The organism is Bacteroides xylanisolvens (assembly GCF_018289135.1).
GTDB classification, from domain to species: domain Bacteria; phylum Bacteroidota; class Bacteroidia; order Bacteroidales; family Bacteroidaceae; genus Bacteroides; species Bacteroides xylanisolvens.
Map to the genome: position 1 here is coordinate 2,024,534 of NZ_CP072216.1, position 25,560 is coordinate 2,050,093.

Below are 25,560 nucleotides of genomic sequence, written 5' to 3' on the forward strand. Positions count from 1 at the left end.
TCCAAGATCACCCGCATGGTTAATACTTAATACTTAATACCTAATACTTATTTATATTTTTCTATTATCAATCACACGTTTTGCTTTACCTACGCTACGCTCAATGCTGCGAGGCTCTACCAATTTCACGTTGACTCCCAATCCAAGTACGCTTTGCAAACGTCCTCCCAGCTTTTTCTTCAAAGCCAGCATTTTGTTGATCTCATCAGAATAGAATTCCGGACGTACTTCAACCTGGAGCTCCATCGTATCGGTATTATTTTCACGACCCACTATCAACAAATAATGCGGTTCAAATTCTGCCATTTCAAGGATAACGGATTCAATCTGTGTCGGGAATACGTTTACACCACGGATAATCAACATATCATCACTGCGTCCCAAAATACGATCCATACGTACTAATGTACGACCGCAAGAACATTTATCATGATGCAAGGCAGTCAAATCACGCGTACGGTAACGGAGCAATGGCATACCCTCTTTGGTGAGGTGGGTAAACACCAGTTCGCCCGTTTGTCCCGGTTCAACCGGTTGCAAAGTATTCGGATCGATAATTTCTGGGAAATAATGGTCTTCATTCAAGTGAGTGCCGTTCTGACATTCGCACTCGTAACCGACACCCGGTCCGGCAATTTCACTCAACCCATAAATATCGTATGCTTTGATTCCCAGTTTCTCTTCAATTTCATGACGCATATTTTCCGTCCAGGGTTCCGCACCGAACGCACCGACTTTCAGTTGAAATTCTTCACGTGGCAAACCGGAATCTTTGATTGCATCTGCCAGGTAGAGCGCATAAGAAGGGGTGCAACAAAGCACTGTCGATCCGAAATCATGCATCAAGGTAATCTGTTTTTCAGTGTTGCCACTGGACATCGGAATAACAGAAGCACCGATATTCTCGGCTCCGGCATGTGCTCCCAGTCCGCCCGTAAACAGTCCGTATCCGTATGATACCTGAAAAATATCAGAACGGCCCGCTCCGTAAGCGGTAAAAGCACGTGATATACATTCCGCCCAAGAGGCCAAGTCCTTACGGGTATATCCGACAACCGTCGGCTTTCCGGTCGTTCCGGAAGAGGCATGAATACGTACAATCTGGCTCATCGGCACGGCACAAAGTCCGAACGGATAATTATCTCTTAAATCATGTTTCGTGGTAAACGGCAGTTTTACAATATCATCGATACTATTGATATCATCGGGGGTTATTCCCATTTCCTGCATCTTCTTTCGATAGAAAGGAGTGTTGTGATAGACGTAATCTACAATTTTCTTGAGTCGTATGCTTTGAATCTTGCGAAGACTTTCGCGGTCCATACACTCAATGCTCTCATTCCAAATCATGTGTTTCTGGTATTACTAGTTGTATGAATCTGTTTTTTGATATTAATATGTTGCAAAGTAAAGGATTTATTTGGAAAAATGATTTGTTATCTCGATTATTTTACCGAATATTGCTCCACTTTTTAGGATTTAACTATGAATTATGAACTAACATCAGCTTACAAACCTACCGGGGATCAGCCGGAAGCGATAGCACAACTGACTGAAGGGGTACTTCAGGGAGTTCCCGCACAGACTTTACTGGGAGTGACCGGATCGGGAAAAACATTTACCATTGCCAATGTGATCGCCAATATCAACAAACCTACGTTGATTTTGAGCCATAACAAGACATTGGCTGCCCAGCTCTATAGTGAGTTTAAAGGTTTCTTCCCCAATAATGCGGTAGAATATTACGTTTCTTACTATGACTATTATCAGCCGGAGGCCTATCTCCCGAGCAGTGATACTTATATAGAGAAAGATCTTGCCATCAATGACGAAATCGACAAGCTTCGACTCGCGGCCACTTCTGCCCTACTCTCCGGACGAAAAGACGTGGTAGTGGTTTCTTCCGTATCTTGTATCTACGGTATGGGAAATCCTTCGGACTTCTACAAAAATGTCATTGAAATAGAACGGGGACGGATGATGGACCGCAATGTCTTTTTACGTCGTCTGGTAGACAGCTTGTATGTCCGCAATGATATTGACTTGAACCGTGGAAATTTCCGCGTTAAAGGTGATACTGTGGATATCTATCTGGCTTATACCGACAATCTGCTCCGTGTCACCTTTTGGGGGGATGAGATTGATGGTATAGAAGAAGTAGATCCTATCACAGGAGTCACTATCGCACCATTTGACGCCTATAAGATTTATCCGGCCAATTTGTTTATGACGACCAAAGAGGCAACTCTCCGTGCTATCCACGAAATAGAAGATGATCTGACCAAACAAGTGGCATTCTTCGAGTCTATCGGTAAAGAATATGAAGCCAAACGACTATATGAACGGGTGACTTACGATATGGAAATGATACGGGAGTTAGGGCATTGCTCCGGAATTGAGAATTATTCCCGTTATTTCGACGGTCGTGCTGCCGGTACCCGTCCTTATTGTCTGCTCGATTTCTTCCCGGATGATTTTCTGATTGTCATTGACGAAAGCCACGTAAGTGTACCCCAAATCCGTGCGATGTACGGAGGAGACCGTGCACGTAAAATCAATCTGGTGGAATATGGTTTCCGATTACCTGCGGCTATGGACAACCGTCCGTTGAAATTCGAAGAGTTTCAGGAAATGGCGAAACAGGTAATTTATGTCAGTGCCACACCGGCAGATTATGAATTGATTCAGTCTGAAGGTATCGTCGTAGAGCAGGTGATTCGTCCTACAGGACTGCTTGATCCTGTCATCGAAGTGCGCCCGAGCCTTAATCAGATTGACGACTTAATGGAAGAAATCCAGCTCCGCATTGAAAAGGAAGAACGCGTACTCGTCACCACACTAACCAAACGAATGGCAGAAGAACTGGCAGAGTATCTTCTTAATAATAATGTAAGATGTAACTATATCCATAGTGATGTAGATACATTGGAACGTGTGAAGATTATGGATGATCTCCGGCAAGGAATCTATGATGTGCTTATCGGAGTCAACCTGCTCCGTGAAGGACTCGATCTTCCGGAAGTGTCGCTCGTTGCTATTCTTGATGCTGACAAAGAAGGATTCCTCCGCTCCCACCGTTCACTGACGCAAACCGCAGGACGTGCTGCCCGTAATGTAAACGGCAAGGTAATCATGTATGCGGACAGAATGACGGATAGCATGAAACTGACGATTGACGAAACCAATCGCCGCCGGGAAAAACAGTTGGCATACAATGAAGCAAACGGAATTACTCCGCAGCAGATTAAAAAGGCCAGAAACTTGTCGGTATTCGGTAATGCCAAAGAGGCGGATGAACTGCTAAAAGAAAGACATGCTTATGTAGAACCTTCTACTCCGAACATTGCAGCAGACCCGGTAGTGCAGTATATGAGTAAAGCGCAAATGGAAAAGAGTATCGAACGTACTCGCAAACTGATGCAGGAAGCAGCCAAGAAACTCGAATTTATTGAAGCTGCACAATACCGTGACGAGTTGTTGAAACTGGAAGATTTGATGAAAGAGAAATGGGGGTAAAAACTCCCCCTCTTCATATATTACATGAGAATTGCCAAGGGAGAAAACTCTTAACAAACCTGTAACACAGGATTTAATCTATTAATTAGTGTTATAAAAACACCAATTAGCAGCTTATAATTTGCAAAGTTGCCAAAACTCCGTATCTTTGCACTGTGTTTTTCATAGTATTAGATTTAAGGTTAACAAAGGTTGGAGCAAGGCGTTGCTCCTTTTTTTATGTCTATACGTCGGGATATTCAGTAAATGTTCCTCTTTCTAAAAAATCAAGAGAAAAGCTTTGCTTTACGTGAGCTTTTCTCTTGATTTTTTCGTTCAACTCTCCCAGTCTTCTATCTTTTTTGTAGAATATTGTTTACATATTCTTATTTTTTCCTTCCCACCCATGCATTATGTACATGTCTTTTTTAGGGGAAGTTAAAACCTCTCCTGTTTTTCCTGTTATTTTAGTTAGATTATGCTGCCTTTCTTTTTTTCTTTTCGACCTTTTCTATCATACATACCGCATTGGCTGTATGTATCCCAAAGAAAATCCAAAGTACTTCCGTTTTCCTGTTTCTAGCTTTTATCCTGGCCAGTGAGTAATGTTGTTTCTGCGTTCCAAAACTTCCTTCCAGGCGGGTAGCTCTTTCACGGCTGAGTTCCGACCGTAAGATTTTCCGAAGCGGCTCATCTTTGGCAGCTCTGCCCTTACGCTTAAAGGAAGTACTTATATGATATTTTGTACAAAATTTCCGGTTGGCATTATTGGCATAGATTGAATCCGCCGCAAGCGCCTTAACCCTAACCCCGGTCAGTTGTTGTTGCAGATGAATACAGTCTTTCAAACGTACTCCTTCGTTAAAAGCCTTAAAGGAGATATGTTCTATAAAGGAGATTCCGTCTATCTGTATATTGTTGACTTTGGCTCCGAATTCAACGGATTTGGTTTCCTTGCCTCTGATAATGGGGCGAAGGTAATGCCGGTCGATACTCACGATACGGTTGGACACTTTTTTGCCTGCAAATAAATTCTTCCCTTGCTCAAGGACTGTCTGTATGACCGAGAAACGTCTTTGGTAATCAGAGGATAGTGTAAGCCTGTTCCTGTAGGATGAATGAAGCAGCTCCAGCTGGTCAAGTAACTTTTCCAATAACTGAAGTAACCTTCGTGTAAGCATACGAGTCTGTGATTTCCTGCGTTTACGCAGTTTGCTATAAGCAAGATAGGCACGGCGTACATCAAGATACTTGTTACGGGGACGTTGTATGTGCAAGGTCTGGCAATGTTTGCACAGATGACGATGAAGCCATACAATACCTTCCCATAAGAGTTTGGTATCAGTAGGGAAACGCAGATGACTTTCATAACAGGTGGCATCGGTCATACAGACATGAAGGTTCTCAAGATAAGGTGTCCAATGCTCGGCAAGAATGAGCTGGAGGGACTCAACGTCAAGGCGATCCGCTAGTTCCTGACGAATTGCACTAACGATTTTAGGATTGGTTAGTGGATGAAGCGGATCAATCTGAACACCACAAAATAACTGGTAATGAATATTACCGTTTAAATGCTCAATCAGTTGTGCATCGGAAAAGTTGGTATAGGACTTCAAGACCATCAAGGCTATTTTACCTTCGGGAGAAAAATAACTTTTACGCCCAAAAGGAGAGGACTTCAAATGCATTTGTCGGGCCAGTTCCGAGAAAGGGAACAGAGAATGGAGGCGACCTAATTCACTCGTTGCAAAACTTTGACGATATTTTTTAAGCATATCGAACTCGGTAAAACCTAAACAAGGTTCGATTTCTGAGATTTTTTGTATCTTTACCATGTGTTTTTATTTTTAATTACCCCCGTTTTGGCCGTCAAACCGTTTTTTGGGGGGAATGCTTAAAGATACAAAAAAGGCAACTAACTCGCAATGAATTAGTTGCCTTAAATTTTATTATTTTAGGAATATCCCTACGTCATCTAAAACCTTTTCAACAACTATATCCATAGAAGTGCACATTCACAATAAATGCTGCCCAACTTGATTATCAGACAGCATTTATATTTCAAAATTTACATCAATAAACCTTAGAGTGCTTTCTCTATCGCACTCTTAATCAACGGCTCCATAATATCATACCCCTCGCCTGTCGGATGCACTCCATCTTTAGTATATTGGGGATTCAAGGCCTGATTTTCATCCACCATTGCCTTATAATAATTAACAAACGGAATTTTATTAGCTTTTGCATAAGCCTCTATCCGATCATTTAAAGATTTAATTTTCTGTGGAACATCTTTTATTTCCATTCTCCATTTAAATGCAGCGGCAGGCAATACGGAAGTCAGAATCACTTTTATCTTATTTGCTTTTGCCAATTCTGTCATAGAAACAATGTTTCCGAATGTATAATCTTCATTATAAGTTTGTGTATTTTCGGCGACATCATTTGTTCCGGCATTAATCACCACTAAAGCAGGAGAAAGATTAATCACATCTTCCCGAAAACGCAACAAGAATTGATAGGAAGTCTGCCCACTGATTCCACGGCCGATATAACCGTTTGATTTGAAAAAGTCCGGATGAGTACGTACCCAGCCCTCCGTAATGGAATTTCCCATAAAAATAACTCGTTTGTCTTTCTTCGTCGCCTTTGGAAGTGCAGCATTTTGTTTTGAATAACGAGCTAAATTTCTAAAATCATTTTTCTGTGCATAGCTTTCTCCTATTGAGAAACTCAAGCAAACAACAGCCAATAACATCCATTGGCTTAATCTTCTTTTATCCATGTTTATATTAAGTATTAGTAATATGATATTTTGCACAAAGATAAAAAAAACTCCATACATAGACGCCCAAAATATCGAATAACCGTTAAGACGAAAGAAGTTTTTCTTAATCTATGTTATATAACATGCCATTTTTCTTGGATTATTTGCTAATTTCCCAATAGTCCGTATCTTTGCAATGTGTTTTTCATAGTATTAGATTTAAGGTTAACAAAGGTTGGAGCAAGGCGTTGCTCCTTTTTTTATGCCTATATATTAGAAGTGAGTTTAACATACCTTGAATAAAAAGTGATATACGTTTCTTTATTCCCAAATATAACTTTACCTTTACTGAAAAATCAGAATATGGCAAAGATTACAGTTCAGACCACAGACGTTACTATCTTAAAGATCAACGATACAGATTATATTTCTTTAACCGACATAGCTAAATACAAGACAACAGATGCTAATACTGTTATTGCCAACTGGCTACGTAATAGAATGACTATTGAATATCTAGGACTATGGGAAATATTATATAACCCCCATTTTAAACCCCTCGAATTCGAGGGGTTTAGAAAAGAAGCAGGTTTAAATGCATTCACTCTTTCTCCTCAAAAATGGATAGAAACGACCTGTGCTATTGGACTCATATCCAAATCCGGAAGATATGGCGGCACTTTTGCCCACAAAGATATTGCATTCAAATTTGCAAGTTGGATTTCTGTTGAATTTGAGTTATATATAGTAAAAGAATTCCAACGTCTCAAAGAGCAAGAGCAAGCTCAAATTGGTTGGTCAGCAAAGCGAGAACTATCTAAAATTAATTATCATATTCATACTGATGCAATCAAGCAGCATCTTATCCCTCAAGAAATCACCCCACAGCAAGCATCCATGATTTATGCCAGCGAAGCTGATATCCTTAATGTAGCCATGTTTGGAATGACAGCCTTAGAATGGCGTGATACACACCCTAATTTAAAAGGTAATATTCGTGATTATGCCTCAATCAATGAACTTATCTGCTTATCAAACATGGAAAATTTAAATGCCGTTTTCATAAATGAAGGTTTGACACCCAAAGACAGACTTATCAAATTAAATCAAATAGCAATTCAACAAATGAGCATACTAGAAGATATCAAAAATAAAAAGTTATTGAAATAATTTATGGAACAACAAATTCAACTCAACGACCACAACAAGCAGGAGTATCCTCCTATGCATACAGCAGAGCATTTACTCAATGCAACCATGGTAAAAACCTTTGGCTGCCCGCGTTCTCGCAATGCCCACATCGAAAGAAAAAAGAGCAAATGCGACTATATACTTTCTTCATGTCCGACAGCGGAACAAATCCAGTCCATTGAAGAGACAGTAAATGAAGCAATCAGTCAAAACCTACCTGTGACTGTTGAGTATATGACACATGAACAGGCCAAAGACATCGTAGATTTAAGCAAGCTACCTGCTGACGCAAGTCCTACCCTTCGCATTGTCCGCATTGGAGATTATGACGCCTGTGCCTGTATCGGATTGCATGTATCAAATACTTCTGAAATGGGAACTTTCAAAATCATTAGCTATGACTATGACGAAGAAAGGCAAACATTAAGAATGAGATTCAAACTAATCGAGAAGAAATAGACATATTATCAAATTAATATCTATCTTATATAAAATAAATAAAAACAAAATACATTTTGTCATCATTATTGCAAAATTGGCATTATTATAATGACAAATAGACAATTTTAGTCTCAAAAATCACTTGGCATAAGGTTTGCACTTATGGAAGCGAACAACGGTTCGAGAGCAGACGATGGAAACCGGGACAATCGGTATCATCAGAAGTGAAAAAACCGAAGTTCAAGAATAATTAACTGAATGTTTAACTTAAAGATAGGAGACTAAAATTATGATGCCTGTTAGAAGAACTCAAAGTTGGTTACCAAGTATCTTTAATGATTTCTTTGATAACGATTGGATGGTAAAAGCAAATGCTACTGCACCTGCAATTAATGTTTTGGAAACAGAAAAAGAATACAAAGTGGAATTGGCTGCTCCGGGTATGACGAAGGATGATTTCAATGTTCGCATTGATGAAGATAATAACCTCGTTATCAGTATGGAGAAGAAGACAGAAAACAAGGAGGAAAAGAAAGACGGTCGCTATCTGCGTCGCGAATTCTCATACTCTAAGTTCCAGCAAACAATGATTCTACCGGATAATGTAGACAAAGAAAAAATTGCTGCATCTGTAGAACATGGCGTTCTAAATATCGAACTTCCGAAACTCTCTGAAGAAGAAGTAAAGAAGCCAAATAGACAAATCGAAATAAAGTAATACAGTAACCACTTACTATTCACCGGAGACGGTGATGAAAAGGATCAAAAACAGCTCTCTCCCTTAAAGGGAAACGAGCTGTTTTTTTATTGTCTTTGCAGGCAATGCCGCCTTATTAACATAACATACCCACAGGGTTTTCGGACTGCCCCCTTATTATCTTCAGTTGTTCTTCCGATAGCTAATTACCGCCCAACTATTAAACACGACTGCAAAAAGCAACAATATTCCGAACTGCGGCAGCAAATCAAAGAAACCACTCCCCTTCAGATATATCATTCGCATCACCTCCATAAAATACTTCAAAGGATTGAATATCGTTATTATTTGTGCCCATTCCGGCATGCTGCTAATGGGGGTAAACAAACCGCTCATCAAAATCACCACCAACAAACAGAACCACATAACAAACATTGATTGCTGCATCGTTGCTGAATAGTTGGAAATGACTAGTCCGAAGCCGGACATCACCAGAACAAAAAGAACCGCGAAAAAGTAAATCAACAGAAAATGCCCGACAGGTACTATGCCATAAATTAACCAGGCTAATATGAAACACACCGTCAGCACCAGAAAACCAATCAGCCAATAAGGCAGGAGCTTTGCCAAAATAAAAACAAACTTCGGAACCGGAGTCACATTGATTTGTTCTATTGTCCCCACTTCCTTCTCGCTAACCACATTCAACGCAGGCAAGAAACCACAAATCAAAGTCAACAACATGACCATCAATGCCGGAATCATATAGAGCTTATAGTTCAGATTCGGATTAAACAATCCCTGCGTATCAACCTGTATGGAAGGGAAAGTGCCGGAAACGGTAGCTGCTTCGGGATGTTCCGAACGTAGTTCGGCTGCATAATCATTAATGATAGAAGACAAATAAGAACTACCCAGACCGCCTTTCGTTCCATTCACGGCATTGGCTGCTATCAATACATGAGCATCCTCTCCATTCATCCAATCCCGTTCCAAATGCCTTGGAATTTCCATCACAATATCAGCCGTTCCAATTTCAATGTTTCGAAGACCTTCTTCATACGAGGCCGGTACTTCTACCAAGCGAAAGTAAGTGGAGGCAGCAATCTTATTCACTAAACGTTGTGAAATAGCCGAATGGTCATTATCCACAATATTCAGCTGTATATTCTTGATTTCCAGATTTACCGCCCAAGGCATCAATAGCATAATCATGCATGGAAATACAAGAATCAATTTTGGAAGAAACGAATTGCGAAGCAATTGTTTAAACTCTTTTTCTATCAGGAACTTTATCATAAATAATTCTTCAATTTGCTGATATGTTTATATGTCAATGCCATGTAGTATAACACAGCCAATTGGCACATTAACATATTATTCTTATCTACTCCAATCTATACTTGAATTTCTTGATACTGATCGTAATAAGTACCGTCGCCATTAATAATAAGATACCAATCTCCTTATATACCAATACAACAGGTACTCCTTCAATCATCAACTTTCGCACAGCCTGAATATACCAACGTGCCGGAAGTATATCCGAAATCCACTGAAGTATCAACGGCATACTCTCAATAGGGAAAATCATCCCCGATAAAAGCATCGTGGGCATCATCAACATCAAACCGGAAACCAGCATGGCTGCAACCTGTGTACGCGTGACTGATGAAATCAATAAGCCCAACGCCAAGGATACGAAGATAAACAACAAAGAGACGGTTATCAACCAGAACAAACTTCCTACTACCGGAACATCCAGCACAAAGACCGAAAGTAAAAGAATTGTTATCAGATTGACAAACGACAACACAAAATAAGGCACAGCCTTTGCCAAAATAATAAATAGTGGCTTCACAGGCGAAACCAGTAATACCTCCATGGTCCCCGTCTCTTTTTCACGAACAATGGAAATCGAGGTCATCATAGCGCAAATCAGCATCAGGATCAACCCCATTACCCCCGGAACAAAGTTATAAGCACTCTTCATTTGCGGGTTATACAACAGTTTTATATCCGACGTTAAACGGGCAGCCGACATATTGGGCGGCATCATTTCCTGACCTACCATAGAAACAATTCCCGTCGCATAATTAACCTGCGAAGTCGACATATTCGGATCTGTTGCATCTACTACCAGCTGCACATGAGCATCACCCGTATAGAGATCATCAACAAAACGTTCGCTAAAAACAATCGCCATATCAACCTTATTCTTCAGAAAAGCAGCTTCCATTTCCTGGGGCGAATGAAAACGCGCGGTAACAGTGAAATATTCACTGGCGTCCAAACGATCAATTATTTTTCGTGTCACCACATCATTAGAAGGATCGAGTACCGCCAACCGGACATTTTTCACCTCTGTACTGATGGCAAAACCGAATAGTATAATTTGTACAACCGGCATCCCCAACAAAATCAGCATGGTTCGCCGGTCACGGAAAATATGATAAAATTCCTTCTTTACAAAAGCTATAAACTGTCTCATAATCAATCTGCTTTGCGCACCGCACCGCGGGCTAATTGCTGAAAAACATCATCCATCGTTTCTGCACCGAATTGTTGCTTCAGACGGGCAGGTGTATCAAGAGCTTTAATCTGACCGTCCACCATGATAGATATCCGGTTACAATATTCCGCTTCATCCATATAATGGGTAGTGACAAATATGGTGATTCCCTGGTCGGCTGCCTGATAAATCAATTCCCAGAACTGCCTTCTCGTAGCGGGATCTACTCCACCCGTCGGCTCATCCAGAAAAACAATTCTCGGCTCGTGGAAGATTGAAACTGAAAAAGCTAATTTCTGCTTCCACCCCACCGGAAGGCTCTTCACCAGAGTATCCCGCTCGTCAGCAAGCCCCAGGCGATCCAACAATTCTTCTGTCTTCCGCTCTATTTCTTGCTCTTTCATCCCATAAATCCCGGCAAACAGACGAATATTCTCCCACACTTTCAGGTCTTCATATAACGAAAACTTTTGGCTCATATAGCCGATATGCTTCTTTACTTGTTCAGCTTCCCGGAAAATATCATATCCTGCCACCTTTCCTATGCCTGATGTCGGTTTGCTCAATCCACAAAGCATGCGCATGGCTGTAGTTTTTCCGGCACCGTTAGCACCCAGGAAGCCAAATATCTCTCCCCGGTTCACCTGAAAGGAGATATGATCTACCGCTGTAAAATTACCAAAACACTTTGTCAACTGCTCCACTTCAATGACCGGAGCGGTTTCATGCCTCACCTCCTCCCGTTCCAAAGAAGGAGGACAAAGGATGGATGCAAATTGCTGAAGAATACGCCCGGGGGTATCAATGCCATGAATCTTTCCATGATTGATAAAAGCAATCCGGTCACATTGCCGAGCTTCATCCATGATGGGAGTAGAAACAACAATGGTAATACCCTGTTCCCGCAAGTTACGAAGCATTTGCCAAAATTCCTTGCGCGACACAGGATCCACTCCGGTAGTGGGTTCATCCAGAAATAAAATATCAGGCTTATGGATCAAAGCGCAACTCAATGCCAGTTTCTGCTTCATTCCACCCGACAAAGCTCCTGCCCTTCTTTTCCTGAACGGTTCTATCTGCTGATAGATATCTTTAATTAAATCATAGTTCTCCTGAACAGTCGTATGGAATACGGTAGCGAAAAACTCCAGATTCTCCTCTACTGAAAGATCCTGGTAAAGTGAAAAACGGCCGGGCATATATCCCACCTTTGTACGAATCTGTTTATATTCTGTTGCCACATCCAGTCCGCCGATCGTGGCCGTTCCCTTATCTGCCAGCAGCAAAGTAGTCAGAATACGGAATAAGGTACTCTTACCGGCACCGTCAGGACCTATCAGCCCAAAGATCTCTCCCCGTTCTACCACAAAAGAAACCTCTTTCAGCGCTTCCACCGTTCCATAGCTCTTGCCGACTTCTTTCACAACCACTATGGGTACATCCTTCTCCATCTCCCTGACTTTAATTTTTAATCTTCATTCTTTAATTTTACTCCGCCATACATACCAATCTTCAACGCTCCGTCATTCTTCACCGCAATCTTCACTGCATATACCAGATTAGCACGTTCATTCTTCGTCAAAATTGTTTTTGGAGTGAATTCCGAACGATCGGAAATCCAGGTCACTTCCCCCGGATAAGCTTTCTGCTCCGAGTTGCCATAGTCAGCATACACAGTCACTTGATCTCCCAGTTTCACTTGCGACAACTGTTCGGAAGTTATGTAAGCCCTCAAATACATACGATCCACTTCGCCCACCTTAAATAAAGGCTTGCCTATCGCCGCCAATTCACCGGTTTCCGCATATTTAGCCAATACTGTACCTGCGATAGGTGACTGAACATGACATTTAGCTAACTGATCCTCCACTTGCGCTACCTGTATAGCAACCGAATTGCCTTGTTCTGTAAGGCTATTCGTACTATTACGCAACGATGATTCCTGTGCAACGAGCTGTCGTTCGAGTAATTTGACTTGCGCGTCCCAATCATCCAGTTGTTTTTGATTGGCCGCACCTGCAGCAAGCAAGTTTTCCACCCGTTTCCTCTCACGCTCTGCCGTGACAATTTGCTGCTTGGTAGCGGCAATCTGTTTGGCAAGATCAGGACGCTGGTTTTCTACCGATTTCATACTGGCTTCCAATTGCAGTTTCTTTAAATACAATTGTACCGTATCTACCAACCCGATCTCCTCACCCGCTTCCAGCTTTGTTCCCTCTTCTACTTCCAGTCGTAGCAATTTTCCGGCAGCCTCGGCGGACACTATTACTTCCGTAGCTTCAAATGTACCGGTTGCGTCATAATCAGGTGTTCCATTTCCGCAGGCAGATAACATCATCAGCGTTATCCCCCACATTCCTATTTTTGTTATTCTTTTCATATCCGGAGAAGTTATATTAATCATTCGTTGTATATTTCAATTGATAAATTCCCATTAACCGTTGAATCTCATGCATGGCTTTCGACTGACGCGCCAAGCTCTCATTAGTCAGTTCACGTAACATTTCAGTCACGGTCAATGTTCCATTTGCCACCTTTGCTTCAGCAGCTTTACGGATATTTGTACGCAACCGGATTATTTCATCATCATCCCGCATTTGCTTCTCCAAAGAATGGATAGCCTGATCCTGCTGCGTCATTTCCAGTCTTGTATTGAAAAGGAATACATCCCGGTTATTATCCAGTTGCTGTCTTTTCTTCTCGATCACCCGACGGTCATTTTTCAAAGTATACAGACTACCGAAATTCCATGAAAGCCGGACACCTGCCATATAATAAGGAGAAAATTCATTCTTCAGCATATCCAATCCGGGATTTCCGTATGCCCCCTGCACAAACAGTCCGAACTGTGGAAGATGACGCACACTCAAAGCCTTCTCCTGCACTTGCAGTCCGGCTCCCTGTGCATCAAACAAAGCCAACTCCGGGCGACGAATCTCACTGACAGCCGAAACCATACTTTGAGGTACAGGTTTCTCCAGCACCGTCTCCGGAGACAGCGCTTCTCCTATCAACAGTGAAAGCATTTTCAAATAAGCTGCACGTGATGATACTAAATCCACTCTTTTCTGTTTGGTATTCAACTGCTCCACTTTCACTGCATCCAAATCAGCTTGATTGGCTATTCCATTTTCCACATAAGCAGTAATCTGACGATAATTTCTCTCTAGCTCATCTTGTAACAATGTATTCTGTTTGATTTGCTCGTCCAGCAGGAGAATTCCAAAATAAAGATCATTCACGCGGTCATTCAGCGCATACATATCTACATTCAGTTTTTCTTTCTCCACTTCAGCCTCTGCAATCGTCTGCTTCTTCTGCATACGGATTCCTCCCCCGTCCCATATCTTCTGTTGCAACTCCAACATGACCTGATATTGGTCTTTGGGCAATCCTTTTAAATCTACTCCGGGAAGTTTTACCGGAATTTCTGTGACATCACTTTGATAAGAGGCCTTAGCCAAAAGAGCAAATTGAGGTAAATATCCCTTGGCTGCATTTTCCAGATTATATTCCTTTGTCTTCTCCACTAAACCATACTGATGTACCAGCGGATAATTGTCCTGCGTCTTCCGCTGACATTCTTCCAATGTAATCTGCGCATACGCTCCTGCTACATACAGTAAAAAGGAGAAACTGAAAATCATTCTTTTCATATCCATTATTTCTTTGGTTTCTTCGAAAGACAAAGATAGGGATTTCAAAGACACTGGTCATTTCCAAGAGTTGGCAAATATGTCCCATTAGTTCGATAAAACAGAAAAAAGAAAATAAATATGCCGCATTTTATTACCTTTGCCGGAAAAGAGAGAAAGATATGGAACAAAAAGGACCGATAGAGTTAGCACTTAAATTATTAGACAATCTCAAAATTGTCCGGCATAACGAGCATCGTTATATATCTTCTGATTTCGGATTCGTCAATAGCTTTGTAAAGATGGAAACGACTCTTTTCTCACTCGGTCAACCGTATCGTATTAAAGAAGGGCGTATTGCATTCGTCAAACAAGGTTCTGCCCGAGTTCTCATTAATCTGATCGAATATACCATCCAACCGGGATACATCGCAGTGATCGCTCCTAACTCCATTATTCAAATCACAGAAGTGTCTCCTGATTTTGATATGCAAATAATAGCAGCCGACCACAATTTCCTTCCTATATCCGGAAAAGACGATTTTTTCTCTTACCTTCTCCATCATCAGAAAAACATCATATTGTTACTATCTCCACAAGAACAGCAACAAGTGGAACATTATTTCACCTTGATATGGGGAGTATTGCAGGAACTGCCATTCCGCAAAGAAGCTATACAACATCTTTTGGCCAGCCTCCTCTATTATTTAGAATATATCGCTCAAAACAGTATTGAACTGAATTCTGCCCAGTTGACAAGACAGGAAGAGATTTTCCAACGCTTCATCTCTCTTGTCAACACACACAGCAAGAAAGAGCGTAACGTGAACTTCTATGCGGATAAGCTATGTCTCACTCCGCGTTATCTGAATACAGTTATCCGGCAGGCCAGTCAACAAACAGTAATGGACTGGATAAACCAGTCCATTATACTAGAAGCAAAAGTATTGCTAAAACATAGCAATCTGCTCGTTTATCAAGTTTCTGATGAATTAAATTTCCCTAATCCTTCTTTTTTCTCGAAGTTCTTTAAACGAATGACAGGAATGACACCACACGAATATCAACAAACGAAATAATCTTTATTTCGAGAACTCTTTAATCCGTTGTTCCTCTTCCAGTTTACAAATCAGTAATGTATTATCTTTCTCTGCGATGATATATCCATCCAGTCCTTGAACAACAACTCGTTTTTCTTCGCTGGCATGCACAATACAGTTCTTACTGTCATACAAACGTATATCGGTTCCTACCGTAGCATTTCCCGATTTATCCTGTGGTAAAAGACCGCGAAGTGCTCCCCATGTACCTAAGTCCGACCAGCCGAAAGAAGCCGGTAACACGTAAATTGCCTCCGCTTTTTCCATCACCGCATAGTCGATAGAAATACTTTCGCAAGTCGGGAACAACTTTTTGATTGTTTCATTTTCTTTTTCCGTATAGAAATCCGGGAAAATACGGTCAAAAATCTGTGCGATACCCGGAGCATATACACGCATCACGGAAGTGATAGTACGCACGTTCCACACAAAGATTCCCGCATTCCAGAAGAAATTACCTTCCGCCAAATACTTTTCAGCTGTCTCTTTATCGGGTTTTTCCTTGAATGCGTCTACTGTATAAATTTCTTTATCTGTTTGAAGCTGGTTGGCAGCAGCAATATATCCGTAGCCTGTCTCCGGACGAGTCGGTCGAATACCTATTGTGACAATAGCACTGCTATCATCCGTAAAACGAAGTGCTTTCTCCATCACTCTACGGAACTCGCCCGTATTGATGACTAATGCATCCGAAGGAGTTACTACAATGTTAGCACGGGGATGCTTCTTTTTGATTTTCCAGCAAGCAAACGCGATACAAGGCGCAGTATTTCGTGCACAGGGTTCCGCTAAAATATTACTTTCCGGAATTTCCGGCAACTGCTCCCGAACAATATCAATGTATTTTTCAGAAGTTACCACCCACATATTTTCCCTGGGGCAAACACCATCAAAACGGTCTGCCGTCAATTGAATCAGTGACCGGCCACATCCCATTACATCAATAAATTGTTTAGGACATTCCGGAGTGCTCATCGGCCAGAAACGGCTCCCTATGCCACCAGCCATTATTACAACATGATTATCCATACCTATCATCCTCCTGTAAAAAAAATATTATTTAAATAAGCGCGCAAGTTACATTAAAATGTCCAAAACAGCAAATAAAGACCAAGAGTATTTAATTTTCCAACTGAATAATCGAATAATTGTATTTCTACAATAATAGACAAAGGCCGCTCTCGAATAATAAGAACGACCTTTGTCTTTTCATTTCAATAGAATATAATCATCTTATTTATATTCTGCCCAGCTCTTGATAGCTATATCATCCACACTCATCGTACAGAAGGCATTGATAAACGCACTAGCCAGACGAGCGTTCGTAATCAACGGAATATTTAAATCGATGGCGGCACGACGGATTTTATACCCATTACTTAATTCTCCGGCAGTCAAGTTCTTTGGTATATTGACTACCATATCTATTTCCTTACTATGAAGCATCTCCAACGCCTGCGGATGTCCCTCTTCACTCGGCCAATAAACATGAGTACTCTCAATACCGCTCTCGGCAAGCGCTTTATGTGTACCGCCCGTCGCAAAGAGTTTATATCCCTTATTCACCAACATACGGGCTGCATCCATCATATCCGCTTTTTGCTTCATCGTACCCGTAGAAAGCAAGATATTCTTCTTCGGAATACGATAACCTACAGAAAGCATTGCTTTCAATACGGCACAAGAAGTATCCATACCAATACAACCTACTTCACCGGTGGAAGCCATATCTACTCCCAACACCGGATCGGCTTTCTGCAAACGGTTGAAGGAGAATTGGGAAGCCTTGATTCCCACATAGTCCAGTTCGAAAAGATTCTTTTCCGGTTTTTCGACAGGCAAGCCAAGCATAACTTTGGTTGCCAGTTCAATAAAGTTAATCTTCAGTACCTTGCTGACAAATGGGAAAGAACGACTGGCACGCAAGTTACATTCAATCACCTTGATATCATTGTCTTTTGCCAAATACTGAATATTAAACGGACCGGAGATATTCAAAGCCTTGGCAATCTCACGGCTGATACGCTTAATACGACGAACAGTTTCTACATATAGCTTCTGTGGCGGGAACTGAATAGTCGCGTCACCGGAGTGTACTCCCGCAAATTCGATATGCTCACTAATAGCGTATGCCACAATTTCGCCATTCTGCGCCACGGCATCCATTTCTACTTCCTTGGCATGTTCAATAAACTGACTTACTACTACCGGATGTTTTTTCGAGACATTGGCTGCCAGTTTCAGGAAACGTTCCAGTTCTTCCTGATTGGAACAAACATTCATTGCAGCTCCCGAAAGCACGTATGACGGACGGACAAGTACAGGAAAACCTACTTCTTCAACAAACTCCTGAATGTCATCCATAGATGTTAATTCACGCCAACGGGGCTGATCCACACCGATACGGTCGAGCATAGCAGAGAATTTCTCACGGTCTTCAGCGTTGTCAATGCTCTTGGCACTTGTGCCAAGGATATTGATATGCTGTGCATCCAAACGCAAAGCCAAGTTATTCGGAATCTGACCACCGGTAGATACAATTACCCCATGCGGATTCTCCAGTTCCAGAATATCCATCACACGTTCAAAAGTCAATTCGTCAAAGTACAAGCGATCGCACATATCGTAGTCCGTAGATACAGTTTCAGGATTATAGTTAATCATCACGCTGCGCCATCCTTCTTTACGAATAGTATTTAAAGCCTGCACACCGCACCAGTCAAATTCTACGGAAGAACCGATACGATAAGCACCAGACCCTAATACGACAATGGATTTATGGTCGCCCAAGTAATGAACATCATTTGCCACACCGCTATAAGTAAGATACAGATAATTGGTTTGTGCCGGATATTCGGCTGCCAAAGTATCGATCTGCTTCACTACCGGAAGAATACCCGCCTCTTTACGATGTTTGCGGACATAAAGAATACCATCCTCCATATCACCTTCGTAGCCGATGGCACGTGCAACCTGGAAATCAGAGAAACCTTGAACCTTGGCTTTACGAAGCAGTTCGTTTGGCAGATCGGCAATCTGTTTGTGATTATTTCCCCAGCTATGCAGTTCTTCGGAAGTCTGCATGATATTCATCAATCTCTGAAGGAACCATTTATCAATCTTAGTCAGTTCGTGTACCTGATCGATGGTGTAGCCGGCACGAAAAGCCTTCGAGATAACAAAAATACGTTTATCAGTCGGTTCGCGCAAAGCCTTGTCGATGTCGGAAATAACTAGCTCCTTATTTTCTACAAATCCGTGCATTCCCTGCCCGATCATGCGGAGCCCTTTCTGGATAGCTTCTTCAAAAGTACGACCGATAGCCATCACCTCACCGACAGATTTCATAGAAGATCCCAATTCTTTATCTACACCGTGGAACTTACCCAAATCCCAACGTGGAATCTTACATACAACATAGTCCAGTGCCGGTTCGAAAAAAGCAGAAGTAGTCTTTGTTACAGAGTTCTTCAGGTCGAAGAGTCCGTAACCCAGTCCCAATTTGGCCGCAACGAAAGCCAGCGGATAACCCGTTGCCTTAGATGCCAAAGCCGATGAACGGGAAAGACGGGCATTTACTTCAATCACCCGATAATCTTCGGATTCGGGGTCGAAAGCATATTGCACATTACATTCGCCCACAATACCGATGTGGCGGATGATACGTATTGCCAGTTCCCGGAGTTTATGATATTCTTTGTTCGTAAGCGTTTGTGACGGAGCAATAACGATAGATTCACCGGTATGAATACCCAGCGGGTCGAAGTTTTCCATATTACAAACAGTGATACAGTTGTCGAAACGGTCACGTACCACTTCATATTCCACTTCTTTCCAACCACGAAGTGATTTTTCCACTAATACCTGCGGAGAGAAAGAGAACGCTTTTTCTACAAGAATATCCAGTTGCTCTTCGTTATCACAGAAACCGGAGCCCAAGCCACCCAATGCATACGCAGCACGAACAATTACGGGATACCCCAGTTCTTTTGCTGCGCGACGAGCATCTTCCACATTTTCTACGGCTTCACTCTTAATGGTCTTTACATTGATTTCATTCAATTTCTGAACGAAAAGTTCACGATCCTCGGTATCCATAATGGCTTGTACCGGAGTACCGAGTACTTTTACATTATATTTTTCAAGAATACCTTCTTTGTACAATGCCACTCCACAGTTCAAGGCTGTCTGACCACCGAACGCCAGCATAATACCTTCCGGTTTTTCTTTCTGAATCACTTTCTCTACGAAATACGGAGTCACCGGAAGGAAGTAGATTTGATCCGCCACTCCTTCGGACGTCTGTACCGTAGCAATATTAGGATTGATAAGAATCGTTTCAATGCCTTCTTCTTTCAAGGCTTTGAGTGCCTGCGAACCGGAATAGTCAAACTCACCGGCCTCACCGATCTTCAGGGCACCGGAACCCAACAACAATACTTTCTTTATATTTTCTTTCATTGATTCTACTTTCTAGTTCACCACAGATTACACAGATTTTTTATAATCCGTGATGAATATGGGTTATAATAGTTTTACAAATTCGTCGAACAGGAATTCCGTATCCGTAGGTCCACTCGCTGCTTCCGGATGGAATTGTGCAGAAAACCAAGGGTTTCTTTTATGCTTGATTCCTTCGTTAGAGCCATCATTCATATTAATAAATAACGGTTCCCAATCTGCACTCAACGTATTATTGTCTACGGCATAACCGTGATTTTGCGAGGTGATGAAGCAACGTTCAGTGCCTACCATACGCACCGGTTGGTTGTGGCTACGGTGACCGTATTTCAATTTATAAATCTTGGCTCCTCCCGCTTTCGAAAGCAGTTGATTACCCATGCAGATTCCGAAAATAGGTAGTTTCTCGTTTGACATTGCCTTGCGGATATTCTGCACCGCAGCATCACAGGTATCCGGATCCCCCGGTCCGTTAGAAATAAACAGTCCGTCAAATTTGAGTCCGTTATAATCATAATCCCAAGGAACACGAATCACCTCAACATTACGTTTCAGCAGACAACGAATGATATTAGTCTTCACACCGCAATCCACCAGGACAACTTTTTTTAATGAAGAATGAGGAATGAAGAATGAAGAATTAGCTGCGCTGTGGCTGCTTGTTCCACTAGGGAAATAATGAATAATTTCTTTACAGGAAACCTGGTCTACATAGTTTATATCGCTATAAGACGGAAATTCTTCATTCTTCATTCTTAATTCTTCATTTTCAAATACTATTTTCCCCATCATTACTCCATGTTCACGAAGAACTTTCGTCAACTCGCGTGTGTCAATGCCTGTAATACCAGGAACCTTTTCGCGTTTCAACCAGTCACCGAGGCTCTCCACAGCGTTCCAATGGCTGTATTCATAAGAATAGTCACTTACGATAATCGCTTCCGCGTGGATCTTTTCACTTTCCATGAAAGTGGCAAGTCCATTCGGCTCGATAGTAAAAGGAGGAACACCGTAGTTACCTACCAAAGGATAGGTAAGCGTCATCAACTGTCCGGCGTATGAAGGGTCAGTGAGGCTCTCCGGGTATCCGGTCATGGCAGTATTAAACACTACTTCGCCCGCCACCGGCTTCTCGTAGCCAAACGACTTACCGGAAAACCGGCTCCCGTCGTCAAGGATTAATGTCACATTTCTCATTCTTATTATTGAATCGTTGTATGGTTGTTAGAATTGATACATTTGTTCTATATAGTCAATGAACGCCCGGTTCACCATTTTCACACCACCCGGTGTAGGGTAGTTACCGCTAAAATACCAGTCGCCTTTATGATGCGGACAAGCCTCGTGCAATCCCTCCAACGGTTGATAGACGATTTCCACTTTCGCCTTGGTTCCCTTGGGTGTCAGCAGTTCTACCATTTTGGCAGAGATTTCCTCATCAGTGAACGGAGCATAAATGTCTTTCACATAGTTTACCATCTGCTCTTTCGGCAGTCCTACCTGCTCTTTCGATTTACGGTAGGCGGCCGCAATCACATCTTTCATATCCCGTTCCTTTAAAAGTTCGACAGCAGCCCTGAAGGCGATAAACTCGCTCATCTTTGCCATATCAATACCGTAATAGTCAGGATAACGCACCTGCGGAGAAGAAGATACGATGACAATCTTCTTCGGACCGAGACGGTCGAGAATACCGATAATACTTTGTTTCAGCGTAGTGCCACGCACAATGCTGTCATCGATAATCACCAGATTATCAACACCGGGTACAAGACTTCCGTATGTAATATCATACACATGGGCAGCCAAATCATTACGACTGTTTCCTTCGGCGATGAACGTACGGAGCTTAATATCCTTGATTGCCACCTTTTCGCTACGAATACGACGGGAAAGAATAACTTCCAACTCCTCCATATTCGGGTTATGCCCCAATGCAGCGATCTGCTGCACTTTCTCCTCATTCAAGTAATCATCCAGTCCCTGCAACATTCCGTAGAAAGCAACCTCCGCAGTGTTTGGAATAAAAGAGAAGACCGTATGATCGATGTCATTATTGATTGCTTTCAGTATTTTCGGAACCAACTTTTCGCCCAGCCGTTTCCTTTCTTTATAAATATCGACGTCACTGCCACGGGAGAAATAGATACGTTCGAAGGAACAAGCCTGATTTTCGCGCGGCTTATTGATTTGCGAAGTACGTATCTTTCCCTCTTTGCTAATCAGCAATGCCTGCCCCGGTTGCAGTTCCTTGATTTCCTCAAACGGAACATTCAAAGCTGTCTGGATAACCGGACGTTCGGAAGCAAGAACAGCTATCTCGTCATCCTGATACCAAAATGCAGGCCGGATGCCCCACGGGTCACGGATAGCGAAAGATTCACCGCTTCCGGTCAATCCGCAAATAACATACCCCCCATCCCATTCGCGACTGGAAGTACGCAGTACGTTTGCCAAATCAATATGTTCTTCTATATAATGCGTGATGCCCATGCCCGTAAGCCCTTCGGCTTCGGCAAGATTGAATACACGCTCCACTTCACGGTCAAGACGGTGTCCCACCTGTTCCAACATGATATATGTATCGGCATATTTACGCGGATGCTGACCAATGGCAGTGATACGGGCAAATATTTCGTCCACATTCGTCATATTGAAGTTTCCGCAAAGAGCGAGATTCTTGGCACGCCAGTTATTTCTTCTTAAAAATGGATGCACGTATGAGATTCCGGATTTTCCCGTAGTGGAATAACGAAGATGCCCCATATATACTTCCCCGGCAAAAGGCAGGACTCGTTTGGCATACGCAGCATCATGCAACTGTTCGGGAGTGAGCTCCTTAAAATTGTTTTGAACATTTTCAAAAATCTCCGTAATAGCTCCGGAGCCTAAAGCACGTTCACGAAACATATATTCTTCACCCGGATTTGCTTCCAGTTTCACACATGCCAGTCCCGCACCTTCCTGTCCACGGTTATGTTGTTTCTCCATCAACAGGTAGAGCTTATTAAGACCGTACATCCATGTTCCGTACTTTTTCTCGTAATACTCCAACGGTTTAAGCAAGCGTATCATGGCAACGCCACATTCATGTTTCAATTGTTCCATCTATACTATTTACGATTTAAATTACCACCTGCCAATCAAACAACTTACTATCTATCATTGATTCTTCAATCGTAAATAGTAAATTGTCTAATTGTAAATCACATTACTCCACCGTTACCGACTTCGCCAGATTTCTCGGCTGGTCTACATCCATCCCCTTACATACCGCAATGTGATAAGCAAGAAGTTGGAGAGGTACCGTAGTAATTAACGGATCGAGACACTCTATTGTTTCAGGAAGTTCGATACTACAATCGGCAATCTTGCTGATAACCGTATCTCCCTTCGTAACGAACGCAATCACTTTTCCCTTCCTCGCCTTGATCTCCTGAATATTACTTAGCACTTTTTCGTACAGTCCATTCTGCGTAGCAATCACCACTACCGGCATTTCCGCGTCAATCAAGGCAATCGGTCCGTGCTTCATCTCGGCAGCCGGATAACCTTCGGCGTGAATATACGATATTTCTTTCAATTTCAATGCACCTTCCAATGCAACAGGATAACTATATCCGCGTCCCAGGTAAATAAAGTTATGCGCATACGTGAAAGTTTTCGATAACTCCGCCAGGGTATCATTCAGTTTCAGCACTTCTTTCATCTTCTCTGGAATATGATTTAATTCCTGTACTATTGAAAGATAATGCCGTTCGTCAATTGTTCCTTTCGCTTTGGCAAGCGTCAATGCCAGCATTGCCAACACAGTGACCTGTCCGGTAAACGCTTTGGTGGAAGCGACTCCGATTTCCGGACCTACATGGATATACGAACCGGTGTGAGTGGCACGGGGAATAGAAGACCCGATAGCATTGCAAATACCATATATAAATGCTCCGCGGCTTTTTGCCAATTCTACAGCAGCCAATGTATCCGCAGTCTCACCGCTTTGGGAGATTGCTATCACTACATCCTGTCCGTCAATCACCGGATCACGGTAACGGAATTCGGAAGCATACTCCACTTCCACCGGTATACGACAGAAACTTTCAATCAGATGCTTACCAATCAGTCCGGCATGCCAGGAAGTTCCGCAGGCAACGATAATAAACCGTTTGGCATTCAGTAGCTTTTCCCGATGATCGATCACAGCGGAAAGTACCACATTGTCTGCTTCCACATTGATACGTCCGCGCATACAATCATGAATACAATCGGGCTGTTCGAAAATCTCTTTCAACATAAAATGCGGATATCCCCCTTTTTCCAGCTGGCCGAGATTAAGCTCCACTTTTTTAATTTCAGGTGTCATTTCAACATTACTCAAGTTGACCACCTTCAATTCTTTTCCCAGATGGAGAACAGCAATTTCTCCGTCTTCCAGATAAACCACCTTATCTGTATATTCTACAATCGGAGTGGCATCCGAAGCAAGGAAGAACTCGTCCGCTCCAATCCCCACTACCAGCGGGCTGCTCTTACGGGCAGCAATAATCTCATCGGGATGCTCTTTATCAAGAATCGCAATCGCATAGGCACCAATCACTTCTCCCAACGCCAATTGAACGGCTGTCAGCAAACTGACTTGATTAGTGACTTTCATGTATTCTATTAATTGAACAAGGACTTCGGTATCTGTACTACTTTTAAAAATATAGCCTTTGGCTTGAAGTTTTTCTTTGAGAACGGCGTAGTTTTCAATAATACCGTTATGAATGAGAGCGAGCTTTTCGGAAGAAGAGTAATGAGGGTGGGCGTTAGCGGAACAAGGTTCCCCGTGAGTAGCCCAACGAGTATGGGCAATTCCGATTGTACCGGAAATATCTTTTTGTGTGACGAAATTTTCAAGATCGGAGACTTTTCCTTTCGTCTTATACACATTTAACTGTCGGTCATCACTGATGATTGCTACCCCCGCGCTATCATATCCACGATACTCCAGTCGCTTCAGCCCTTTTATAAGGATAGGGTAGGCTTTTCGTTTACCAATATAGCCTACTATTCCACACATATTATGATATTTTTATTTCGACTGCAAATATACACATTACAAATAACATAAAGACAACAAAAAGCATATTTATTTGACAGAAATGCATAAAAAAGTTGCAAACACATCAAAAAGTTAAATAATATATTATTTTTAGCTCAAAAAGAAACAAATTACAATTAACTCACCATTCACCCAAAAGAGCTAACAAATTAAAAGTAAATAT

The 25,560-nt window shown here is 42.1% G+C and carries 18 protein-coding genes; 5 read left to right on the forward strand and 13 right to left on the reverse strand.

Going from position 1 to position 25,560, the window contains the following annotated elements; translation table 11 throughout:
* Nucleotides 1-51 precede the first annotated feature (51 nt).
* A complete protein-coding gene (locus tag INE92_RS08705; RefSeq protein WP_004312705.1) occupies nucleotides 52-1,350 on the reverse strand; it encodes a phenylacetate--CoA ligase family protein in 1,299 nt (432 codons plus the stop codon).
* 135 nt (nucleotides 1,351-1,485) lie between these two features.
* Here INE92_RS08705 and uvrB point away from each other — a divergent pair, with 135 nt between their 5' ends.
* Nucleotides 1,486-3,516, forward strand: coding sequence for an excinuclease ABC subunit UvrB (gene uvrB / locus INE92_RS08710; protein ID WP_008643821.1), 2,031 nt, complete (start codon nucleotides 1,486-1,488; stop codon nucleotides 3,514-3,516).
* Between the two features lie 455 nt (nucleotides 3,517-3,971).
* On the opposite strand, the gene INE92_RS08715 is transcribed toward uvrB, so the two are convergent.
* Together INE92_RS08715 and INE92_RS08720 are read right to left on the reverse strand one after the other, a co-directional pair.
* Nucleotides 3,972-5,330, reverse strand: coding sequence for a transposase (locus tag INE92_RS08715; protein WP_172725346.1), 1,359 nt, complete (start codon nucleotides 5,328-5,330; stop codon nucleotides 3,972-3,974).
* A 248-nt stretch (nucleotides 5,331-5,578) separates the two neighbouring features.
* Nucleotides 5,579-6,280 carry an SGNH/GDSL hydrolase family protein gene (locus INE92_RS08720; RefSeq protein WP_195436663.1) on the reverse strand — a complete coding sequence of 234 codons (702 nt, stop codon included), beginning with the start codon at nucleotides 6,278-6,280 and terminating at the stop codon, nucleotides 5,579-5,581.
* A 345-nt stretch (nucleotides 6,281-6,625) separates the two neighbouring features.
* Between INE92_RS08720 and INE92_RS08725 the strand changes: the two genes are divergently transcribed.
* The 3 genes from INE92_RS08725 (at nucleotide 6,626) to INE92_RS08735 (ending at nucleotide 8,612) form a co-directional block, all read left to right on the forward strand.
* A complete protein-coding gene (locus tag INE92_RS08725; RefSeq protein ID WP_008022818.1) occupies nucleotides 6,626-7,432 on the forward strand; it encodes a KilA-N domain-containing protein in 807 nt (268 codons plus the stop codon).
* Nucleotides 7,433-7,435: 3 nt separating this feature from the next.
* Nucleotides 7,436-7,912 (forward strand): alanyl-tRNA editing protein, encoded by a 477-nt coding sequence (locus tag INE92_RS08730; RefSeq protein ID WP_008640605.1) that lies wholly within the window; start codon nucleotides 7,436-7,438, stop codon nucleotides 7,910-7,912.
* A 271-nt stretch (nucleotides 7,913-8,183) separates the two neighbouring features.
* The gene (locus INE92_RS08735; RefSeq protein ID WP_004300008.1) at nucleotides 8,184-8,612 is read left to right on the forward strand and encodes an Hsp20/alpha crystallin family protein; all 429 of its coding nucleotides are present in this window, start codon (nucleotides 8,184-8,186) and stop codon (nucleotides 8,610-8,612) included.
* 162 nt (nucleotides 8,613-8,774) lie between these two features.
* Here the strand turns inward: INE92_RS08735 and INE92_RS08740 are convergent, their stop codons facing one another.
* The 5 genes from INE92_RS08740 to INE92_RS08760 form a co-directional block, all read right to left on the reverse strand.
* Complete coding sequence (locus INE92_RS08740; protein ID WP_008022821.1) at nucleotides 8,775-9,890, reverse strand: ABC transporter permease; 1,116 nt, start codon at nucleotides 9,888-9,890, stop codon at nucleotides 8,775-8,777.
* 88 nt (nucleotides 9,891-9,978) lie between these two features.
* Nucleotides 9,979-11,082 carry an ABC transporter permease gene (locus INE92_RS08745; RefSeq protein ID WP_004312690.1) on the reverse strand — a complete coding sequence of 368 codons (1,104 nt, stop codon included), beginning with the start codon at nucleotides 11,080-11,082 and terminating at the stop codon, nucleotides 9,979-9,981.
* A 2-nt stretch (nucleotides 11,083-11,084) separates the two neighbouring features.
* Nucleotides 11,085-12,554: an ATP-binding cassette domain-containing protein gene (locus INE92_RS08750; RefSeq protein WP_074705231.1), complete on the reverse strand. Its 1,470-nt coding sequence runs from the start codon at nucleotides 12,552-12,554 to the stop codon at nucleotides 11,085-11,087.
* 17 nt (nucleotides 12,555-12,571) lie between these two features.
* On the reverse strand, nucleotides 12,572-13,483 hold the full coding sequence (locus tag INE92_RS08755) for an HlyD family secretion protein (protein ID WP_134993453.1): 912 nt from the start codon (nucleotides 13,481-13,483) through the stop codon (nucleotides 12,572-12,574).
* Between the two features lie 16 nt (nucleotides 13,484-13,499).
* Nucleotides 13,500-14,759: a TolC family protein gene (locus INE92_RS08760; protein WP_212702011.1), complete on the reverse strand. Its 1,260-nt coding sequence runs from the start codon at nucleotides 14,757-14,759 to the stop codon at nucleotides 13,500-13,502.
* Between the two features lie 161 nt (nucleotides 14,760-14,920).
* Here INE92_RS08760 and INE92_RS08765 point away from each other — a divergent pair, with 161 nt between their 5' ends.
* A complete protein-coding gene (locus tag INE92_RS08765; RefSeq protein ID WP_212702013.1) occupies nucleotides 14,921-15,817 on the forward strand; it encodes a helix-turn-helix domain-containing protein in 897 nt (298 codons plus the stop codon).
* Nucleotides 15,818-15,820: 3 nt separating this feature from the next.
* On the opposite strand, the gene INE92_RS08770 is transcribed toward INE92_RS08765, so the two are convergent.
* The 5 genes from INE92_RS08770 to glmS form a co-directional block, all read right to left on the reverse strand.
* Nucleotides 15,821-16,867: a mannose-1-phosphate guanylyltransferase gene (locus INE92_RS08770; RefSeq protein WP_008770623.1), complete on the reverse strand. Its 1,047-nt coding sequence runs from the start codon at nucleotides 16,865-16,867 to the stop codon at nucleotides 15,821-15,823.
* A 204-nt stretch (nucleotides 16,868-17,071) separates the two neighbouring features.
* Nucleotides 17,072-20,299 (reverse strand): carbamoyl-phosphate synthase (glutamine-hydrolyzing) large subunit, encoded by a 3,228-nt coding sequence (gene carB / locus INE92_RS08775; protein ID WP_212702014.1) that lies wholly within the window; start codon nucleotides 20,297-20,299, stop codon nucleotides 17,072-17,074.
* Between the two features lie 63 nt (nucleotides 20,300-20,362).
* Nucleotides 20,363-21,496, reverse strand: coding sequence for a glutamine-hydrolyzing carbamoyl-phosphate synthase small subunit (gene carA / locus INE92_RS08780; RefSeq protein ID WP_212702015.1), 1,134 nt, complete (start codon nucleotides 21,494-21,496; stop codon nucleotides 20,363-20,365).
* 27 nt (nucleotides 21,497-21,523) lie between these two features.
* A complete protein-coding gene (locus INE92_RS08785) occupies nucleotides 21,524-23,407 on the reverse strand; it encodes an amidophosphoribosyltransferase (RefSeq protein WP_008022839.1) in 1,884 nt (627 codons plus the stop codon).
* A 103-nt stretch (nucleotides 23,408-23,510) separates the two neighbouring features.
* Nucleotides 23,511-25,355 (reverse strand): glutamine--fructose-6-phosphate transaminase (isomerizing), encoded by a 1,845-nt coding sequence (gene glmS / locus INE92_RS08790; protein WP_004315736.1) that lies wholly within the window; start codon nucleotides 25,353-25,355, stop codon nucleotides 23,511-23,513.
* Between the last annotated feature and the right edge of the window lie 205 nt (nucleotides 25,356-25,560).

Excerpts from the sequence above, each read along its gene's own strand:
- INE92_RS08705 (WP_004312705.1), bottom strand. The coding sequence starts at position 1,350 with ATGATTTGGAATGAGAGCATTGAGTGTATGGACCGCGAAAGTCTTCGC.
- uvrB (WP_008643821.1), top strand. The coding sequence starts at position 1,486 with ATGAATTATGAACTAACATCAGCTTACAAACCTACCGGGGATCAGCCG.
- INE92_RS08715 (WP_172725346.1), bottom strand. The coding sequence starts at position 5,330 with ATGGTAAAGATACAAAAAATCTCAGAAATCGAACCTTGTTTAGGTTTT.
- INE92_RS08720 (WP_195436663.1), bottom strand. The coding sequence starts at position 6,280 with ATGGATAAAAGAAGATTAAGCCAATGGATGTTATTGGCTGTTGTTTGC.
- INE92_RS08725 (WP_008022818.1), top strand. The coding sequence starts at position 6,626 with ATGGCAAAGATTACAGTTCAGACCACAGACGTTACTATCTTAAAGATC.
- INE92_RS08730 (WP_008640605.1), top strand. The coding sequence starts at position 7,436 with ATGGAACAACAAATTCAACTCAACGACCACAACAAGCAGGAGTATCCT.
- INE92_RS08735 (WP_004300008.1), top strand. The coding sequence starts at position 8,184 with ATGATGCCTGTTAGAAGAACTCAAAGTTGGTTACCAAGTATCTTTAAT.
- INE92_RS08740 (WP_008022821.1), bottom strand. The coding sequence starts at position 9,890 with ATGATAAAGTTCCTGATAGAAAAAGAGTTTAAACAATTGCTTCGCAAT.
- INE92_RS08745 (WP_004312690.1), bottom strand. The coding sequence starts at position 11,082 with ATGAGACAGTTTATAGCTTTTGTAAAGAAGGAATTTTATCATATTTTC.
- INE92_RS08750 (WP_074705231.1), bottom strand. The coding sequence starts at position 12,554 with ATGGAGAAGGATGTACCCATAGTGGTTGTGAAAGAAGTCGGCAAGAGC.
- INE92_RS08755 (WP_134993453.1), bottom strand. The coding sequence starts at position 13,483 with ATGAAAAGAATAACAAAAATAGGAATGTGGGGGATAACGCTGATGATG.
- INE92_RS08760 (WP_212702011.1), bottom strand. The coding sequence starts at position 14,759 with ATGAAAAGAATGATTTTCAGTTTCTCCTTTTTACTGTATGTAGCAGGA.
- INE92_RS08765 (WP_212702013.1), top strand. The coding sequence starts at position 14,921 with ATGGAACAAAAAGGACCGATAGAGTTAGCACTTAAATTATTAGACAAT.
- INE92_RS08770 (WP_008770623.1), bottom strand. The coding sequence starts at position 16,867 with ATGGATAATCATGTTGTAATAATGGCTGGTGGCATAGGGAGCCGTTTC.
- carB (WP_212702014.1), bottom strand. The coding sequence starts at position 20,299 with ATGAAAGAAAATATAAAGAAAGTATTGTTGTTGGGTTCCGGTGCCCTG.
- carA (WP_212702015.1), bottom strand. The coding sequence starts at position 21,496 with ATGAGAAATGTGACATTAATCCTTGACGACGGGAGCCGGTTTTCCGGT.
- INE92_RS08785 (WP_008022839.1), bottom strand. The coding sequence starts at position 23,407 with ATGGAACAATTGAAACATGAATGTGGCGTTGCCATGATACGCTTGCTT.
- glmS (WP_004315736.1), bottom strand. The coding sequence starts at position 25,355 with ATGTGTGGAATAGTAGGCTATATTGGTAAACGAAAAGCCTACCCTATC.